Origin of the sequence: Pseudomonas sp. DR48 (genome assembly GCF_019823085.1) — a bacterium.
Lineage (GTDB): Bacteria > Pseudomonadota > Gammaproteobacteria > Pseudomonadales > Pseudomonadaceae > Aquipseudomonas.
The window spans coordinates 4,691,259-4,708,089 of the sequence record NZ_CP081946.1; the positions used below are offsets into that span (position 1 = coordinate 4,691,259).

Here is a 16,831-nt window from a genome sequence, read left to right on the forward strand (position 1 = left end):
TTTTTGTATAAGAACAATCAGTTTTAATGGTCGAACTGGTGGGTTTAGAAAGTTTCAGAATAATATTTGGAACGACATTTAATAAAAGTGGTATCGATAAAATTCATGGTTGTGTGTGCGGACAACTTCAAGAACATCAATTAGAATATTTCTCGTTCGCCCAGTGGCAGGGCTCTTTACCGGTGCATGGATTGCCAAGGCCATTACACTGGGCGAACACCTTCTTGGGGCGCGGTATGTGCCTGTCGTTTGATCTTGTCCTTCTGTACAACAAAGCCATTGATCAAAAAGCTGACCGGTTAGTCGATAATCGGGGTGGTTATTGTGTTGGGGTGATAATTTGTTTTTTGGTAATTGGGGGGGGCTGATTCGGGCGCGTGGATGTGTGGGAGGGAAGGGCTGTCATTTGTGTGAGGCTCGTAGCGGTCGTGAAAATAAATTCGTCCCCTTTCTTTAAGTATTTCGAACCTTGCACTCCTGAAGTGGGCAGGAGCCGAAAAGCCAGATAAGACATTGGATCGCCCTGTCAGCATCGTCCATCCCGGTCGATTCTTTCTTATCGAGTTCAATAAATTCCCCACCCGTTTCCTTAAGATAGAACATCATCCAACCCTCACGTCCTTCGTTGACGATCAAGTAGCTATGTCCATCACCTTCAACAGTGAGTGACCAACAGCCGAAAAATGCTCGCTGATCTGAGAATTCGGTAATGGTAAAGCCGGCGCGCTGAATTGCATGTTTCAGTTTGGGATAAGGCATCGGTGGGCGTCCGTCATGAAAAAAAATCCGTCTATTTGATCGCTTTTTTCGGAAGTCTTTATGTTAAAGATTTTCTAAATTGGCTGGTCCGCCATCATTAATCAGCTTTGATAGTCGCCTGTTGTAAAGCTCGATTCCTGTGCATTCACTTTCATCTATGCAGCCCTTCAGCATCGCTGGCGGCGCTGACTCGCCCGAACTCGGCGGGGTTTCGGATAGCCATATCTGTGGGGTGATGTTTTCAGATGTCACAACTGTCGTCCTTGATGAGTGAATTTAAAAACTCATGTCAGCTTCGATATTTTCTTGGTAAGTAGAGAGAAACTTCTCAACGCTCTCGTTCCCTGAGTATTTTTCTTTCAGCTGCTTCAGCTTCTGGTCCGTACCCTTGCAGTATTTATTGATATCGCTGATGACTCGGTCGAGATTCCCTCGGGCGGCGGGATCCGGTTCTGGAATATTGCCGCGTAGAGAGTCGCAGTTGTCCCTGCTTTGGATGTAGCTGGAGACGTCTGTCGGTACGGATTCATGATTTTCCGTTTCGCAAGAAATGGACATCGGCTCCAGATCGTATCCAAGGCTTAAATATAGGTGACCGTTTAAAATTCCGTTTTTTCTTGAGAAGAGATGGACGCCTTCCTGGCTTAGGCAGGTGCTAATCACGGTGCTTTGACTCTTCACTTCAACGGTTGAGGTTTCGCTTTCCTTTGCGTCTTTACCAACTATCGCTATGCCGATGAAAGGTTCTTTGTATTGAATGTCGAGCTCGTAGATGTGTATGTCGGATTCGTTCAGTTGGTCGGTTACATCGCCCTGTTGCTGTTTTTCGCCATTTGACTTTGTTGGTTTGCAGCAAGCAGCGGTTCCATCTGCTTCAGGGAATTGGACTGAAATGCCTTCGTCGCTTTTGATTTTCTGAGTTGAATATAAATAAGTTTTACCGTCCGGATTTTTTTTAACAAATCCAAACCTGATATCTTGGGCGGCTGCTGACGTAGAAAAAATAGCCAGAATGATGAATAGCACATGTTTAATGTCCATCTGTAGATCCGTGTGGAAGTGTGAAAATAAATCCGTCCCATTTCCTGGTCTTAAACGAAAGAAGAAACCCTTTAGCCTTGACTGGAGACCGGCTAATGGGTGTCCCGTTTCATTAGGGTTTTTAGTTGTCTTTTTGTGCGTTGTAGGTTCGTAGCATTTCCTCTGAACCGTCCCAGTTCGGGGGCGTCTCCCAATTTTTATTTTTCTTTTTTCCAATTATTGCGCCAATAAATGTATTTTCTTCGTCATAAAAAATTCGACCGTCCCAACTGGCACTGTCAATGAAACGCATTGATAGTATTGCGTCAGGCTCCATACTTGAAAGCGCATTTATAAGCTCTTCAAATCCCGGCATTACCGATGAAGTTGTGTTTGCAATTTCTTTTTGAGTGGTGAGTTCTTTTTTATACGCATCGCTAGTTTTTTTTATGATGTAATCGTTTTTAAAAATGAAACATTCTTCAGTTGATTTTTTTAACAGTTTGGCCGATTTCATCCCGCCGTCTGCGATATGAAAATTCTGCTGTAACAAATCTAATATATTCATGGTTTAAACACCTCGATATCCCCGCTACGGGGTCCTTTCAAGAGAACTTCTTGCTCCCCCCCCAACGATCTTCCGAATACTGCCATGACCACTTATCCCCTTCTTTTGGGGCGCCAATTTTAACTCTCAGAATAAGTCCATCCTCTTTCGCAAATTGCCTGGCGATATCAGGTGATCTTGTCCATGAAGTATAGGGACTGTCTCCCGAATGTCCTCCATAATTGTGATCGTCAGGATTTACTACGCCATCAATTTTTCCGGGAGTTACCTTTCCGGAAAATGCGTCATTTTCGGCAGGATGGCCCTTAAAAAAAGGGGACGGATTTATTTTCAAAATATGAAAAGGGGACGGATTTATTTTCAACGAAAGAAAATAAATCCGTCCCATTTTTTCCGCTTTTTTTCATTTTTTTACAACTCCCGAAAACGGGGTGGAGTCAATTTCTACAAAGACTTTCTGTTTTGACTACTAAAAAAACTATTATAGTCTGATAAAACGTTTTCCCAGTTCTTGAGTAGCTGATCCTCAGATCCTTCGATGCCCTCTGATGCCGGCATGTATCTAATTAGAGGTGAAATTTCCTCGGGGTAATTGAAGTCTGAATATATCTGCTCCACTATTTTTAATGGGTCGCTGTAGCTATTTTTATTGTCAAATAACAATGAAAGCAGTAAAAAAATCCATGGTTTTTCTTTGTCTGTTTCTGTAGCGGGTTCCTTGGTAGCAAGTTCGCGGAGTAAATCAAGTGTCAAGTAGCTTTCTTGCGGTAATAAAGATGCAAGGCTAATGGCCTCTTGTGAAGATTCTTCAGTTAGACCTTCGCAAGCAAACTCAGATACTCCCTTTTCGTTTATAAAACTGTGCTCCAGCCCATAAAGAAGCTCGCTCCAGTTTAACCAGGGTGCGTGTGCATATACGTAGGAGCCGTCAAGCAATAATTCATTCATACGTAGCCTACTTTGGCATTCTCGATGGGATTTGGTTTGGTGTGCCAGTTATTCTTCCCTCTGGTATGAATCTCTGGTGTGTTAATTTCAATTCCGAGTTCACATTCCATTCGAAGACTCCGCGTTTATCGTTCATTGTCCCTTCCCTTGAGCGGGAATACTGAAGTGCTGAACACTTGATCCGACCCGCCCATGAGCCAGATGAGCGTTTCCGAATTCGGTTCGTTGATCTGGTTAGGGTTTCCAGAACTCAATGTTTTCCATGTGTCTTTCTATATCGTCCATTTCATCAGGACCAAGCGTATTATCGAATCCCTCGCTTAGTATTCGTCGCACCTTGGCAAGCTTTTGTGTGATTTTTTCGTTGTCTATAAATTCGGTTGTCGCGCGTTGGTAGTCTGCTAAAGGTTTGTCGCTATAATAGCTGCCCATTTTGTGTAGAGATATTAGGATGAATTCTATCTCTGCTAATGCTTCTAGAGCAGATTCTCCGGGTATCATGATTTTTTTGTTCGAGTCTTGCATTGTTTTCTCTTCGTAAACGTTGGGTTCTCTAGTTTTAAGTTTCCGTTGATTGTTAATTCTAAAATTCCGTATCTTGGGTTTTTAACTCACTCCAGTTGTGATTCAGGTACATCCGTCTCTATGTAATCTCTCCCGCGTCCTCGGCCTATTTGGTATTTCTCTTCAGCGGTGAGTTGGTTTAGTGCTTTTTAAGTAAAAATAGGGACGGATTTATTTTCTGTGGTGAAAAAAATAAATCCGTACCCTTTTTTTGTCCCTTTTTTTTATGGTTTGACAAAGGGGAATGTCTCTCCATATATCATAATTTGCCCGTCTTTTATGGTGGTGCTTTTTATGTTGTTGACTACTATTTTTAGATTTTTTGAATTTGGAAATAATGAGTCTATAGGTAGTCCTTTAAAAGTGTATTGGCCAGGTGTGGGTTGTTTTTGATTAAGTATTCAAAATTCGTGTATCCCCAATTTTGTAAGTCTTCAATGTCTGCAACGCCTTGTTGTATATCATCGACTTCGCATTGCTGAATAAAATAGTCTGCTTTGTTAAGAAAAGTATCGGGCAGTTCTTTTGTGTTTATCATTAATTCATAGTTCGTGGTCTCAATCCCTGGGTTTTCTCCAAAGCCAAGGCTTCTATAGCCTACTTCATGTGGTTTGATAGCCTCACCTCCTGATTTGAAAATCATGGTGCTGTTCCCGGTAGCAGTCGAGTTATTGTCCCGTTTCTAAAGTAATAGAACCTGATGGTTTGTACTCTTGGCCAGCTTTAGGGTCTAGGCCAGAGCGTGTTCCAGAACGCTGGAAGAACTCTTCTGGTGATTTTCTTCAATGTCAGTAGTTTTATTTCCAAGTGCAATTCTCGGCTCAAATAGGGAGGGGATCAATTTCTTTTAAATACAAAAAATGTTGTGAGGGCGAATCCGTTATTTTTTCAGTTTTGAAATTCTATGCTTGAGTTGTATGATTGGGCTGAGTTGTCATTGTGGTAGGCTTTTACATTTATCGCGGAAATTCTTTGTGCTGTACAAGCAAGTTTGCAATAGCTATTGATTTCTATATGTATGTCGTTTTGGTTTTCATTGTTTGTGATGTCTATATGTATGGGGCCATAAAAGCTAAAGTTTGAAATTTTGACATTGCATACCTGGTTGAATAATAACTCAAATTCATACTCGTTGTGTCCGTTGTTTAGCCATTTTTTCGGGCGTTTATTTTCCTCTATGGGAGCGTATAATTTAAGTGTTATAGAGTTGTCCTTGAAGATCGCGTAGGAGATATTGAGGCTTTTAGGCGTGTATTTATCCCCAAAAATAGAAGTCCATTGCTTTTTGTTGGAAATTAGAGATGTCCACATATTTTTTGCTCATTCAAAAGTGTAATGGCCGGCGACGCTTCTAAGGTGGAAGGTGGTGTTGCCATGGCCGTTTCCTGTGCTCAGCAAAAAAAAGGGGCGGATTTATTTTCTGTGGTGAAAATAAATCCGTCCCCTTTTTTTTGTCCTCTTTTTTTATTTATAAACTTTTAATGGCTTTAGGTATCTCACTTGCGGATATTTTTTGGAGGTTCATATTGTTCAACAAAGTCTCTATGTTTGAGCTGTATTTGATAGAACAAATTATTTGTGCGGCTGAATATATGTCATTTTCTATGAATCGTCCAATAACCGTCTCGCGTTGGCTGCATAAAAAACTAAATATATTGTCGGATGTTACTCCCTTGTCAGCAATGCTGAGTTTTTTCCATATTTCATCTAAGTTGGGTGCTGATTTTATAAGAAGTAAAAGTGTGTTTCGGTACTGTGTTAGCTCGTTGGGGTTGAATAGGGCATCCCCTGGGTTTATATGTTGTGCGTATGAGTATATTTTTGTGTTTTCATTTTTTTTAATTATGTCATTTGAAGTCAGGTCTTTAGATATTTCTTTCCGTAGGAGTAATTCTTGAACTTTGTGTTGTTCAAGTGAGTGGCCTATCGTTCGCCATTTGACTGCTGTAGGCCAATCAATGATTAAAGTTTTTGTAAGTTCTTGCCAAGTCGCCCAAATATCCGAAATAGACTTGTCAAGTATCGAGATGGTCGTGAAGCCGGGAGCGGAAGTGTGCGCAGGCTGCTCCAATAATTTTATTCCTGGTTCACAAATATATAACGAATTCATGGTTAGTCTTTTTTGAAGTAGGTATGTGAATCTTCTCCAGCCGCAAGCGGCGCTTTTGTTCCTTTTGTTCCGGTAACCTCAGTATTGAAGTGAGGGCCCTCATTGCCTTTTACATGGCCAAGTGAGTGATCCCGTATTGTTACAGTCTTGCCATTCCCTAGCTGAAATTCAAAAACACGACCCAATACATAGCCTTCTTGGTCAGTTAGCTTTTCCTTGAATGTTCTTGATGGCTGCTGGGAACGAGGTATGCCTCCGATTTCTTTTGCCTGTCTAAATGCTGCTTTTTTCGTAAGAGTACTTTGATAACCCTTAGGTGGTCCAACGTCATCGTCTGCTACCTTGGAATTACTTGTGTCATCTGCCTTTTTACTAATTCCATTTTTTTTATCTTCAAGGCAGCTTAAACCTATCGGATCCACCCAACCTGTCGGGTTAGGCACATACTGGTAGTTGTTCAACCCGCCCGCAAGCTTGATCGGATCCTGCGTCAGAAACCGACCAGTTCTAGGATTGTAGTAGCGATGGCGGTTGTAGTGTAAGCCGGTCTCGGCATCGAAATACTGCCCCTGGAAACGCAACGGGTTGTCGATTTCAGCTACGTCGAGTGCCGCGAGGTTGCCATAAGCACGGTATTTCGCCGACCACATGATCTCGCCGCTGTAGTCGGTGAGTTCTTGCGGGGTGCCGAGGTGGTCGAGTTGATAGTAGAAGGGTGTCGCTTTAAGGGGGCCTTCCCCATCCAACATTGCCAGCGGTCGGAAGCTGTCCGATTCATAGATATAGGTTCTATAGCGGTTGTCAGCGCTTTCTGTGAGTAAGCGTTCATCTTGCCATAGGAATTCAGTGGTTCTGCCGTCAACGGTTTTTTCAATGCGGCGGCCGAAGGCGTCGTACTTGTAGCTAGCGACGCTGCCGTCCGGGAGGGTCGCGCCTATCAAGCGGTGCTGGCAGTCGTAACGGTATTCGGTGACGAGTTTTTGCCCGGTGCCGCGACGTTCGCGTGTCAGGTTGCCGTAGGCGTCGTAGTCGTAATGGCGGTCGCCCTGCATCAGCAGGCGGTTGCCTTTGACGTTGGCCAGGTTCGCGGCGGGTTGATCGCCTTGGCCAAGCAAGTTGCCGGCCGGATCGTGGGCGAAGCTTTCCGGGGTGCTGCCGCGAACGTTGATCAGGCGATCAAGTGGATCGTAGTGGAAGCTGCGGTTGCCTTTGCGGCTGTCGTCGATGCCTGCGAGGTTGCCATTGGCGTCGTAGGCGTAGCGACGGCGGAACAGGTTGCGGTCTTTTTGGCTGACGGTGTGCGCCTGTAATCGGCCTTGTTCGTCGTATTGGTATTGGCTCAGCAGCAGGCCTTGTTGGCGCTGTAGTTCCTGACCAGCGCTGAACTGGTGGGTGGTCAGGCGCGAACCGTTGAGGTCGATGCTGCTTAGTTGACCGCCGCGTTGATGGTGGTAATCGAGTTTGCTGCCGTCCGGCAGGCGGCAGTGTTTGAGTTGACCGACCGTGTCGTATTCGTAGCGCAGGGTGCCCCAGCCTTGATGTTCGGTGACGAGGCGGTCCTGCAAGTCGTAATCGTAAGCGAGCGGCCAGTTGCCATCGTCCACGTTAACCAGACGACCAAGGGCGTCGTAGCTATAGTGAATTTTCTCCCCATCAGCCAGGGTTTTTACCAGCAAGCGGCCAGCAGCGTCGCGTTGGTATGCAGTAATCAGTTCGCTGCTATCGTCGCCGAACTCGGTTTTCTTCAGTAACCGGCCATTGAGGTCGTATTCATAAGCGGTGCGACGACCGTCGAATCCGGTTTCCTGCTGGATCAGGCCGTTGGCGTAGTAATCAAGGTGATACTGCTCGCCACGTTCGTTTTCGATCTCGGTCAACAACAAGCGTGAATTGTCGTAGCGGTAGCGCAACTGGCTGCCGTCCGGGTTGATCCGTCGGCTGACCAGGTGCAGGCCGTCGGCATACTCGTAACGGGTGATGCGGCCGAGTTCATCGCGTTCGGCGGTGACACGGCCGTACGGATTGTAGGTGAAAGCACGAGTAGCGCCGCCGGGCAGGGTGACTTGCGTCATACGGTCGACAGCATCCCATTGGAAGTGGGTGATCGCGCCGGTTTCTTCCTGACGGGTGATCTGTCGGCCCAATGCGTCGTAGCGGTATTTGCGTTGGCCACCGTCGGGCAAGCGCTCTTCCAACAGTTGACCGAGGTTGTTCCAGCCTAATTGATGGCGGCTGCCATCGGGGTGGCGGATTTCCAGCAGTCGGCCCTGACGGTCGTAGCTGTAGTGGGTTTCGTTGCCGTGGGGATCGGTTTGTTGGGTGATATCGCCTTGGCGGTTGCGTTCGTACTGCCATCGAGCTCTACCGCGTTGCACATCGATGAGCTGGCCGTCGAAGTAGTTGTAACGGGTCGGTTCATCTTCTGGAGGGACAACTGCAATCAGGCGCCCGGCGTCGTTGTATTGGTACTCGGTGACGGCACCGAGCGCATCTTTTTCAGCGATCAGGCGCCCGTCATCGTCATAAGCTCGTTGCGTTTCTGCACCGTCGGGTGCTGTCTCGCTGATCAATCGTGCATTCTTGTCATGCACGTAGACTTGCTCGCTACCATCGGCGTTATGGATGGTAACCGTGCCGTTATCGTCCCATACGTAACGGGCTTCCAGTTGCGAGAAGCTAGCCCAGTGACGGACGCAGCGCGCGAACTTGCCTGTGCGCTCCCATTCCCAGAAGAAACTGGCGCCACCTGCCAGTTGACGTTCGAGAATGACGTGTTGGTCGTCGTAGCGGTAGTGCTCACTTTCACCGGCAGCATTGGTGGCACCAACGAGCTGGTTGCGCCCGTTGTAACGGTACGTGACCATGGTCTGTACCGTCAGCCATGGATCCTGCCGCTCTCCGCGTTCGTTGTACTCGGGGCGCTGCTGCTGATGATCGACCGCTTCGATACGACGGTCGTCATAACGCAGCAGCAGGGAACGTCCGGCACCATTGTCGATACGCTGGATACGGCCAACCATGTCGTAGCTGATTACCAACTGGTTGTCGTATGCATCGCTGATGGTGATCAGACGCCCGGCACGGAAGTGATAGAAACGAGTTTGCTGCCCAGACTGAGTCAGGATCAGTTCGCCCGGCGTATCGCCTAGATAAATCGCCGCTTCGGCCAGACTGTTGGTGATGGCTGGGCGTTGTTCCGTCGGAATCGGGAAGCGCGTCTGACGGTTCTCGTTGTCGGTCCACAGTACGCCTTCATCGTCCAGTTGCAGACGATGGGACAGTGGATGGCTCCAGCCAAAACCAATGCGGTTGTCGATTTCAACCGCGCTGCTGCGATATAGACGCGTCCACTCCAGCGGTAACAGACCGCCAAGTTGACCATCTGTGATTGTCAGCAATTCCTCGCCGGTCACCATCGACACTGGGTCGCGGTCGGTACAGGTTTTTTTGGTGCATTGTGCGGGTTCGTCAGCGGGGTTTTTCGACTGTGCGGGGGCGTTGTCCACCGATTCTTTTTGCTCAATACGTGTGGTGTTGTCTTTTTTCCCGCGTGTATGGATCTGCGCGTCTGTTTCTACTTTGCCACCGGTAATCTTCGGCTTTTTCTTGGGGGCTGTTGCCGTCACGGCGGGTTTGGGAGCGGCGATTTCGACACTGGCTTTGCGGGCCTGATTCACCGCCGAATTGCCATTGAGCAGCAACGGCTTGGCCGCGTCGGTGTGGACCTCGGCGTTCTTCTTGCTGACTTTCATCAGCATGCCGGTGAAGTCTTCGATCAGCTTCAACACCTTGCCACTGTTTTGGGTTGCCTTGAGGGCCTTTGTGCCTACACGTACTGCAAGGCCGAGCCCCCCCGTCAAAACAACGCCGACCAGAATGTTCAACAGAACTTCAGTGGTCAGCTCGGAAAGCACTTCCGTGCAGGTCTGTGGTGGGAGCATCTTGACCCAGGCCATGATCGCGGCCACGTAGATCCACATCAAAGGCTCGTCACTGGCAATCAGCAGGGCGGTGTGAATCGCCTCCGCCGAGGCGTTGTAGATGCGCTTGATTTCTTCCTCAGTGAAGAATTTCTTCAGCTTTTCGTAATTCTCTCGAGGATGCGCGACCAAGTTGTAGAGACTTTTAATATCCCCCCACAGACCCATGATCGCTTTCAGGAAGCCTTTCCAGGACGCTTCCAGGTCTTGCAAGACGCGGCCGGGGATGGACGCGCTGTTATGTGCCTGCCAGAGCGGCAGAAAATCCGTGGTCCACTGGGTTTGTAGCCAGCCGCTCAGATCACCGATCACTCCCTGATACGAATTGAACAGGGTGTCGATTTGTGCGGGAGTCGGGTTCGGGAAAAAGGTGATTTTGTACTGTTGGTTTGGTGTGAGCCCCGCAACTTCCAGTATCCCGCTGGGACCGATCGTTGTGGTAATCGCCTGACCGATTTCATTTTTGCCAAACAGTTTTCCATCTGCCACGGGCGCCAATCGGACCGGCGTATTGCCGATAGGGACAAAACGCGCAGATTCGAAGCTATGAACCAGTTTCAGTTTGCCGTTAGCCGGGCAGTTTGCGTAAAGGTCGACTTGCTGTTTGCTGTCCTTGTCTTGAGTGCCGACTTCGTCACCGACCTGAAACTGTTGTTCCGCATCGAGCGCACCGCCGTACCAGGCTTCGGCATGCGTGCGATAGTCGGCGATACACTTCTTGAAATCACTGATGATGACCTGAGCGTCGGGTTGTTTCGCCGTGAGGTTCCCGACAATGGAACCCATCAAAATGCTCATACGGTCACCTCATTTTCCAAGTGGGCTTTCAGTAGCCCTGTGTAGTTTTCTTCCGTGAGTGGGGTGCGTTTTACAAAGCGCGCCACTTTTTGCTGCAAGTTGGATTCAGGGAACGAGAAATACAATTCGGCGTGATCCTCCTTCAACCACTGCATCATGTTGCCGACCACTGTGGACGGGTTTTGCGTCATCAGGCTATCAAGCAACTCCTTCGGCACCTCCCACCAAGGCCAATCCTTCGCCTTCGGCACCACTCGCGGCCCAACGTCCAACCGTTTCCCGTTAATCAGATACCGATCAAACACCGACAGCACTTCACCCGCCGCGTCACCCAATCCTTCCAGAATCGGATAAATATGTCGCCCATCCCAGAAGCGAAAAAACACCTCCGTGCGGTCGGGCATGCGCACTTGGGTCAAGCTGCGAAGGTGTTCGAACACCACGTCGGGCGAGCTGGTTGAAACCGCCAGCCAACCCCAGTCCTGCGCGTCCGTCTCGGCAATCCACTGCAGAAAACCGGAGTTGTGTTTCAACTCGACGAGGTAGGGCATGACCTGTTGCCAGCCTGCGTAGGGGGTTCCACCCCAGATCGGGGTGGCCTGAGTTGTTGGTTCAGTTTGATAAAGCGTCTTGAGCGCTTCGGCATCGCTGGCGGCGCTGACGATCAAATAAAGATGTTCATTGGCCTGCAACGGCCGTTCTGCAAGCCACGCCTGCGGAGTCAACAGATCAGATCGCACAAGCACCTGCCTTACATTTCTCACACTCTTCACAAAACGGCGCATTACGCTTCAACGTATTAACCTGAGCCGGCGTCAACACCGCCCCAGCCCTGTCCGCATCCGCCTGCTTCAACACCCCCGGCAGCAACGGCGCCGCCCCCGTCCCACTTCCCGGTCCACCGCCGGAGTTCATGTTGATCACCGGCCCGCTCAGGGTCACGCCGCTGGCGTCGATCTTGATGAAGCTGCCGCCGCCCTTGAGGGTCAGTTCGCTGCCGGCTTCGAGCACGACTTTCATGCCGCTGCTCAAGTGAATCTCTTGGCCGGCGTCGATGAATTGGCCGGTGCCGATCTTGATGTGCTGGTTGACCCCTACGGTCAGGTGGTCGTTGGCGCGGGCTTCGACTTTGCGGTCGGCGTAGACGGTGTGGTGTTCTTCGGCCTTGAATTCGCTGTAGCTGTTTTGCTCGACGATGTCGTGGCGTTCGTTGCCGACGCGGATTTTTTGGTCGTGCTCGACGTTTTCATCCCAGTCGCGCTGGGCGTGGAGGAAGATCTGTTCCTGGCCCTTTTTGTCTTCGATGCGCAGTTCGTTGAAGCCGCCGCCACCCTTGGAACTGAGGGTTTTGAAGGTGCTGCGGGTCTTGTTCGCCGGCAGCGGGTACGGAACGACGTTTTCCTTGTGGTACAGGCAGCCGCTGATCAGCGGTTGGTCGGGGTCGCCTTCGAGGAAGGTGACGAGCACTTCCATGCCGATCCGCGGGATGGCGATGCCGCCATAGTGGGCGCCGGCCCAGGCGGAGGAGACGCGCAGCCAGCAGCTGGTCTTGTCGTCGGCCTGGCCTTCGCGGTCCCAGTGGAATTGCACTTTGACGCGGCCGTATGGGTCGCAGTGGATCTCTTCACCTTTGGGGCCGGTGACCACGGCGCTTTGGCTGCCGAGGATGCGCGGTTTTTTTTGCGTCAGGGGCGGGCGGTTCGGCACGTCCCACGGGGTCGCCTGAAAGCGGTTGCGGTAGCCCTGGTGGAAATCGCCCTTGAGGCGGGTGGTGTCGCTGGTGACCGATTCTTCCAGCACTTGCGGCTGTTTGCCTTCGTGCAGGACTTCGGTGAGCAGCCACAGGTCGTTCCATTTGGCTTTCGGGTGTTGGGTCAGGGCCAGGAAGTGGCCGCTGACCAGCAACGGCTGATCGCTTTTGCCTTCGGCGAGCTGGAAGTCGCTGCGGTGGCGTTCCAGGCTGCGTTTGGCCAGGTGCTTGCCGCGTTCGCGGTCGATGAAGCGACCGGGATAGTCGTAGTCTTCGAGGTCGGGCAGGGCGTCGCCACGGTTTTCGCTTTCCAGCGTCAGGCGCGGTTTTTCGAAGTCGTAGTCGCGGCGGGTGGTGCGACTGGTACGGGTTTCCAGGCGCAGGTCGAAGCGCTTGATCACCGGGTCGGTGGCGACCATGCCGGAGTCTTGCTGATAGGCCACGGGGGCGAGTTTCGGGAACACCGTCTGGTCATCGCCGAACACCAGCTTGTGGGCCGTGGCGCTGTGCTGGAAGTGGTAGTGGATACCTTCTTCCTCGCACAGGCGCTGGACAAATTGCAGGTCCGATTCATCGTACTGAACGCAGTAAATGCGCTCAGGATAAATCGCCCCGACTTTGAATTCGTAGGCATTGCTCTGGATGCCGTGCTCTTCGAGGACCATGCCGATGATTTTCGGCACCGTCAGGTTCTGGAAGATGCGTTGGTTGATGCGATGCGCGAGGTAGGACAGTTGCGGGCGCAGGGTCACCGCGTAGCGGGTCAGACGTTTGCCGGAATCACCCTGGGCGGCGCGATAGATCTGGCCATGGATGCCGCTGCCGTCAGGCGAGAGCTGCAGGAAGGCCGGTTTGTGCAGCAGGGTTTCGAGGTCCAGGGACGGCTGTTCACTGACCAGCTCCACCTCAAACACAAAAGGCTGGCTGATGGCTTCCCGACCTTGCAGGGAAAGGACCTGAAAGTCGCTGGAAAGACCTTCAATAGTCAGGGCAAAGTGAGTCTGATTGGCCGGCGCGAACATCCCTTGTTCCTCGTGCAGTGCAGCGGCGTTCGCCAAAAGCCCCAGGAAAAGGGGTCAGCAGACGCAAAATTCTGGAAAGGCGTAAACAACATCGACCAGCAGAGCTGGCCGATGCGTGAAGCGGTCAGCCGCGATTAAGCGACTGGCAGACGCCAGTCATCGGAACCCGAAGTACCGGATACTTCGTGGGTCCAGGTGATTTTGCGGTAGGTGAATTGCACTTCTTCCAGGTGTGTGAAGTGCGAGTTCGACGGATCCTGGCAGTTGTGCATTTTGTTGTTGATGGCGACGATGATCGCGTCTTCCAGTTTGGTGGTGTAGTAGTGCTCTTGGGTACCTTGAGCCGAAGTGCGGTACCACTGGATAACGATCTCGCTCATGCGCTCGCCGGAAGTCAGGGCGGCTTGCAGCAGTGGCGAAGACTTGTCGTAGACTTTGGTGATCACGACTGGCTTGTGTACGCGCTGGCCGGTTGGCTGGCCGGACTGCGGGTCACGCGGGATGATCACGTCGTGGCTGAAAGCCTGAACCATGACCTGGTCTTCGTGACCTTCCTGGTAGGTGTTGCCAACCGAGTCGGCGGTGAATGCGCCGGCAGTGATCAGACCTTGTTTTTCGCCAGTGACGGACATGTACGCTGGTGTAGCCATGGATGTGCTCCTTGCTGAATAAAGTGAGGGTGCCCGGGAGGCGGTATCGCCCGGTGGGTGGCTGACTCTTATCAAGGTCCGTGCCATAAATTGATAAAGCCATATAAATCAAGGTCTTGATCTTGTTTTTAGGCTGTTGAAACGAGGTTGGGCCAAGAACACGAAGGAATGTGCGCAAGAACTTGCGCACCACTGCGCAACTTCTTGCGCACTTGGCTGAAAGGCTTGGCAGGCTGGGCGTTTAGCGCCAAGGTAGGACCGTTCTGAAGGAAGGGTGCGCAAGAACTTGCGCATCAAGGCTTTGCGCTATCACTCGATGGCACTGCACATCCGGTGCAACGAATCGGTTGGCACAGTGGTCCATAAACACAGCGCCGCCGAGCGTCCGAACAACCCTGAAACGGAGTGAGAACGACATGAAAATCCTGATGGTTTTAACGTCCCACGATCAATTGGGTGACACGGGTAAGAAAACCGGCTTCTGGCTGGAAGAATTCGCCGCACCGTACTTCGCTTTCAAGGATGCCGGCGCTCAGTTGACCCTGGTCTCGCCCAAGGGTGGCCAGCCGCCGCTGGACCCGAAAAGCGACGAGCCGGACGCGCAAACCGCGGCCACCGATCGTTTTCGCAAAGATTCCGCCGCTCAGTCCGCATTGGCGTCTACCGCTCTGCTGAGCAGCGCGCGAGCTGAAGATTACGACGCGGTTTTCTACCCTGGCGGTCATGGCCCGTTGTGGGACCTGGCCAACGACAAGAATTCAATTGCGCTGATCGAGGCATTTATCAAGGCGGGCAAGCCGGTTGCAGCCGTTTGTCATGCGCCCGGTGTGTTGCGTGACGTCAAGGGGGCCGACGGCCAGCCGCTGGTCAAAGGCAAGCGTGTGACGGGGTTTACCAACTCTGAGGAAGAGGCGGTGCAACTGACTAAAGTCGTGCCGTTTTTGGTGGAGGACATGCTCAAGGAGAAAGGCGGTGTGTATTCCAAAGGCGCGGATTGGGCGAGTTATGTGCTCACGGATGGTTTGCTGATTACCGGGCAGAATCCGGCGTCGTCTGAAGCCGCAGCCGAAGCGTTGTTGGCGAAATTGAAATAAGATCAAGAGATCGCAGCCTCGTTTCACTCGACAGCTCCTACAGGGGATCGCTTTTCAACTGTAGGAGGTGTCGTAGGCTGCGTTTTTTTGTGCGACTGAGGTTTAGCTCAACGCTGCAAAACACTCTTCAATCGAACGCCGCTGCGTCTCGGCATACAACCCCAATTCATCAATCGTCGACCGTCCCAAGGCTTGTTCAAAAGCCTGGCGGTTCGAATGCACGCCGTAATTTACCTGAGCGGCATCCCCCAGGTTCGACTGAAATATCCCCGCCGCACTGACCGGCAGAAAATCTTCATACACCAATGGTTCCACCCGCAAATAGCCGCCGCTGAGCAAATCGTCCAGGGTCAAGGATTTCAGCTCATCCGCTGCAAGGCCTTTTTCCGTGACGAAATAGCGGAAGTACGCCAGTTCCTGTTGGCGCATGCCGTCGTAGGTGTCAGGGAATTCGCCGAAATGCTGCGTCATCAACGCGTTGTAACGGGCGGCATTGGCTTCGTTGGGGAAGTCGTTCAATTCATCGCGGGCGGCGTTGAGTAGACGGTCGTACAGCGCCCGGCCTTTGGGGGTGAGCGCCGCGCCCCGTTGTTCGATTTCACCAAAACGTGCGCTGTGGCTGCCGCGAGTCTCGGCTTGATCGGTGAAGGCAATCGGTTCGTCCAGTGCCTTGAAGCTGGTCTGGCGCAGCAGAATCGGGCACTGACGGCGGGGCGGGCCTTCGATCACGGCTTTGGGCGTGATGCCGTGGGCGGGCATTTGTGCCTGGACGATGTCGATGTCCAGGGTGCGCGGCGTCAGGTGATTGATGTGCGGGCCTTTGAATGCCACTACGTCGGCGATCAGGCGGTGCTGTGCGCTTAGTTTCTGGTACTGCTCGGCGGTGACGGTGGCGCTGTGGTGCCAGCGAAAGGTTTCCAGCGCCTGTTCGACGAAATCCCGGGCCTCTTGTTCGGTAAGGCCACCTTCGGTTTCAGCGCGCTCGATCAGTGCCAGCGCGGTCGGGGTGAAGATCTGCCGTTTATCCAGCACCGACTGGGCGAAGGCCCGCAGCGCCGGGTCTTCGATCAGTTCCAGGCGCAGCAGCGAAGTGAACACCCGGAACGGGCTGACTTGCAGCGCGGCTTCGTGCACGGCGCGGAAGGCGGTGGAATGCACCGGTACGCCGGCCGGGGTCAGGTCGTAGTAACCGACAGGTTGCATGCCCATCACCGCGAACAGGCGGGCGAGGGTGGCCAGTTCACCGGCGGTGCCGACGCGGATGGCGCCGTGTCGCTCAAGGTCCAATCGCTCGATTTCGCCGGTGCTGTTCAATTGCCGGGCGATCTGCGGATCGCTGTCCAGCACGTGGCGGTTGGTCTGCTCTACCAATTCCATCAGCGCGCCGTATAGCGGCACTTCTTCGCGGTACATGTCGGACATCGCTTTGGAGAAGCGTTGGCGGATCAGGTCAGGGCTGACGAAGCTTGGGTGGCTCATGAAAAAAATTCCTGGCGCGGTGACGTGAAGGATGTGGGAAAAGATCGCAGCCTTCTGCGGCGCCGACAAACGAAGAATCTTACGGACTT

At 51.8% G+C, this 16,831-nt stretch carries 16 protein-coding genes; 2 read left to right on the plus strand and 14 right to left on the minus strand.

Features of this window, described 5'->3' with window-relative positions; all coding sequences use genetic code 11:
* The first annotated feature begins 26 nt into the window (after positions 1-26).
* The gene (locus K5K95_RS21265; RefSeq protein WP_222585958.1) at positions 27-368 is read left to right on the plus strand and encodes a hypothetical protein; all 342 of its coding nucleotides are present in this window, start codon (positions 27-29) and stop codon (positions 366-368) included.
* Positions 369-453: 85 nt separating this feature from the next.
* Here the strand turns inward: K5K95_RS21265 and K5K95_RS21270 are convergent, their stop codons facing one another.
* From K5K95_RS21270 to K5K95_RS21330, 13 genes are all read right to left on the minus strand, one after another.
* Entirely contained in the window at positions 454-759 is a 306-nt protein-coding gene (locus K5K95_RS21270; protein WP_222585959.1) for a hypothetical protein, read from the minus strand.
* A 276-nt stretch (positions 760-1,035) separates the two neighbouring features.
* Positions 1,036-1,800 (minus strand): hypothetical protein, encoded by a 765-nt coding sequence (locus tag K5K95_RS33205; protein WP_261398029.1) that lies wholly within the window; start codon positions 1,798-1,800, stop codon positions 1,036-1,038.
* A gap of 121 nt (positions 1,801-1,921) precedes the next feature.
* On the minus strand, positions 1,922-2,347 hold the full coding sequence (locus K5K95_RS21280; RefSeq protein WP_222585960.1) for a hypothetical protein: 426 nt from the start codon (positions 2,345-2,347) through the stop codon (positions 1,922-1,924).
* Positions 2,348-2,384: 37 nt separating this feature from the next.
* On the minus strand, positions 2,385-2,735 hold the full coding sequence (locus K5K95_RS21285) for a hypothetical protein (protein WP_222585961.1): 351 nt from the start codon (positions 2,733-2,735) through the stop codon (positions 2,385-2,387).
* A 56-nt stretch (positions 2,736-2,791) separates the two neighbouring features.
* Positions 2,792-3,295, minus strand: coding sequence for a DUF2247 family protein (locus K5K95_RS21290; protein WP_222585962.1), 504 nt, complete (start codon positions 3,293-3,295; stop codon positions 2,792-2,794).
* A 234-nt stretch (positions 3,296-3,529) separates the two neighbouring features.
* Positions 3,530-3,820 (minus strand): hypothetical protein, encoded by a 291-nt coding sequence (locus tag K5K95_RS21295; RefSeq protein WP_222585963.1) that lies wholly within the window; start codon positions 3,818-3,820, stop codon positions 3,530-3,532.
* A 382-nt stretch (positions 3,821-4,202) separates the two neighbouring features.
* Positions 4,203-4,502: a hypothetical protein gene (locus tag K5K95_RS21300; RefSeq protein WP_222585964.1), complete on the minus strand. Its 300-nt coding sequence runs from the start codon at positions 4,500-4,502 to the stop codon at positions 4,203-4,205.
* A gap of 245 nt (positions 4,503-4,747) precedes the next feature.
* Positions 4,748-5,170 (minus strand): Imm50 family immunity protein, encoded by a 423-nt coding sequence (locus tag K5K95_RS33660; RefSeq protein ID WP_222585965.1) that lies wholly within the window; start codon positions 5,168-5,170, stop codon positions 4,748-4,750.
* A 157-nt stretch (positions 5,171-5,327) separates the two neighbouring features.
* Entirely contained in the window at positions 5,328-5,969 is a 642-nt protein-coding gene (locus tag K5K95_RS21310; protein ID WP_222585966.1) for a hypothetical protein, read from the minus strand.
* A 2-nt stretch (positions 5,970-5,971) separates the two neighbouring features.
* Positions 5,972-10,747: an RHS repeat-associated core domain-containing protein gene (locus K5K95_RS21315; protein WP_222585967.1), complete on the minus strand. Its 4,776-nt coding sequence runs from the start codon at positions 10,745-10,747 to the stop codon at positions 5,972-5,974.
* A complete protein-coding gene (locus K5K95_RS21320; RefSeq protein ID WP_222585968.1) occupies positions 10,744-11,487 on the minus strand; it encodes a DUF4123 domain-containing protein in 744 nt (247 codons plus the stop codon). The genes K5K95_RS21315 and K5K95_RS21320 overlap by 4 nt, the downstream gene beginning before the upstream one ends.
* The gene (tssI, locus tag K5K95_RS21325; protein WP_222585969.1) at positions 11,477-13,519 is read right to left on the minus strand and encodes a type VI secretion system tip protein TssI/VgrG; all 2,043 of its coding nucleotides are present in this window, start codon (positions 13,517-13,519) and stop codon (positions 11,477-11,479) included. The genes K5K95_RS21320 and tssI overlap by 11 nt, the downstream gene beginning before the upstream one ends.
* A 134-nt stretch (positions 13,520-13,653) precedes the next feature.
* Entirely contained in the window at positions 13,654-14,169 is a 516-nt protein-coding gene (locus tag K5K95_RS21330; protein ID WP_007948242.1) for an Hcp family type VI secretion system effector, read from the minus strand.
* A gap of 416 nt (positions 14,170-14,585) precedes the next feature.
* On the opposite strand from K5K95_RS21330, the gene K5K95_RS21335 reads away from it, so the two are divergent.
* Positions 14,586-15,263: a type 1 glutamine amidotransferase domain-containing protein gene (locus K5K95_RS21335; protein WP_222585970.1), complete on the plus strand. Its 678-nt coding sequence runs from the start codon at positions 14,586-14,588 to the stop codon at positions 15,261-15,263.
* Between the two features lie 102 nt (positions 15,264-15,365).
* Here the strand turns inward: K5K95_RS21335 and K5K95_RS21340 are convergent, their stop codons facing one another.
* Positions 15,366-16,742 carry a VOC family protein gene (locus K5K95_RS21340; protein WP_222585971.1) on the minus strand — a complete coding sequence of 459 codons (1,377 nt, stop codon included), beginning with the start codon at positions 16,740-16,742 and terminating at the stop codon, positions 15,366-15,368.
* Between the last annotated feature and the right edge of the window lie 89 nt (positions 16,743-16,831).

Coding starts and splice junctions, on each gene's coding strand:
- K5K95_RS21290 (WP_222585962.1), bottom strand. CDS start 3,295: ATGAATGAATTATTGCTTGACGGCTCCTACGTATATGCACACGCACCC.
- K5K95_RS33205 (WP_261398029.1), bottom strand. CDS start 1,800: ATGGACATTAAACATGTGCTATTCATCATTCTGGCTATTTTTTCTACG.
- K5K95_RS21265 (WP_222585958.1), top strand. CDS start 27: ATGGTCGAACTGGTGGGTTTAGAAAGTTTCAGAATAATATTTGGAACG.
- K5K95_RS21280 (WP_222585960.1), bottom strand. CDS start 2,347: ATGAATATATTAGATTTGTTACAGCAGAATTTTCATATCGCAGACGGC.
- K5K95_RS21300 (WP_222585964.1), bottom strand. CDS start 4,502: ATGATTTTCAAATCAGGAGGTGAGGCTATCAAACCACATGAAGTAGGC.
- K5K95_RS21310 (WP_222585966.1), bottom strand. CDS start 5,969: ATGAATTCGTTATATATTTGTGAACCAGGAATAAAATTATTGGAGCAG.
- K5K95_RS33660 (WP_222585965.1), bottom strand. CDS start 5,170: ATGTGGACATCTCTAATTTCCAACAAAAAGCAATGGACTTCTATTTTT.
- K5K95_RS21295 (WP_222585963.1), bottom strand. CDS start 3,820: ATGCAAGACTCGAACAAAAAAATCATGATACCCGGAGAATCTGCTCTA.
- K5K95_RS21340 (WP_222585971.1), bottom strand. CDS start 16,742: ATGAGCCACCCAAGCTTCGTCAGCCCTGACCTGATCCGCCAACGCTTC.
- K5K95_RS21330 (WP_007948242.1), bottom strand. CDS start 14,169: ATGGCTACACCAGCGTACATGTCCGTCACTGGCGAAAAACAAGGTCTG.
- tssI (WP_222585969.1), bottom strand. CDS start 13,519: ATGTTCGCGCCGGCCAATCAGACTCACTTTGCCCTGACTATTGAAGGT.
- K5K95_RS21335 (WP_222585970.1), top strand. CDS start 14,586: ATGAAAATCCTGATGGTTTTAACGTCCCACGATCAATTGGGTGACACG.
- K5K95_RS21270 (WP_222585959.1), bottom strand. CDS start 759: ATGCCTTATCCCAAACTGAAACATGCAATTCAGCGCGCCGGCTTTACC.
- K5K95_RS21315 (WP_222585967.1), bottom strand. CDS start 10,747: ATGAGCATTTTGATGGGTTCCATTGTCGGGAACCTCACGGCGAAACAA.
- K5K95_RS21285 (WP_222585961.1), bottom strand. CDS start 2,735: ATGGGACGGATTTATTTTCTTTCGTTGAAAATAAATCCGTCCCCTTTT.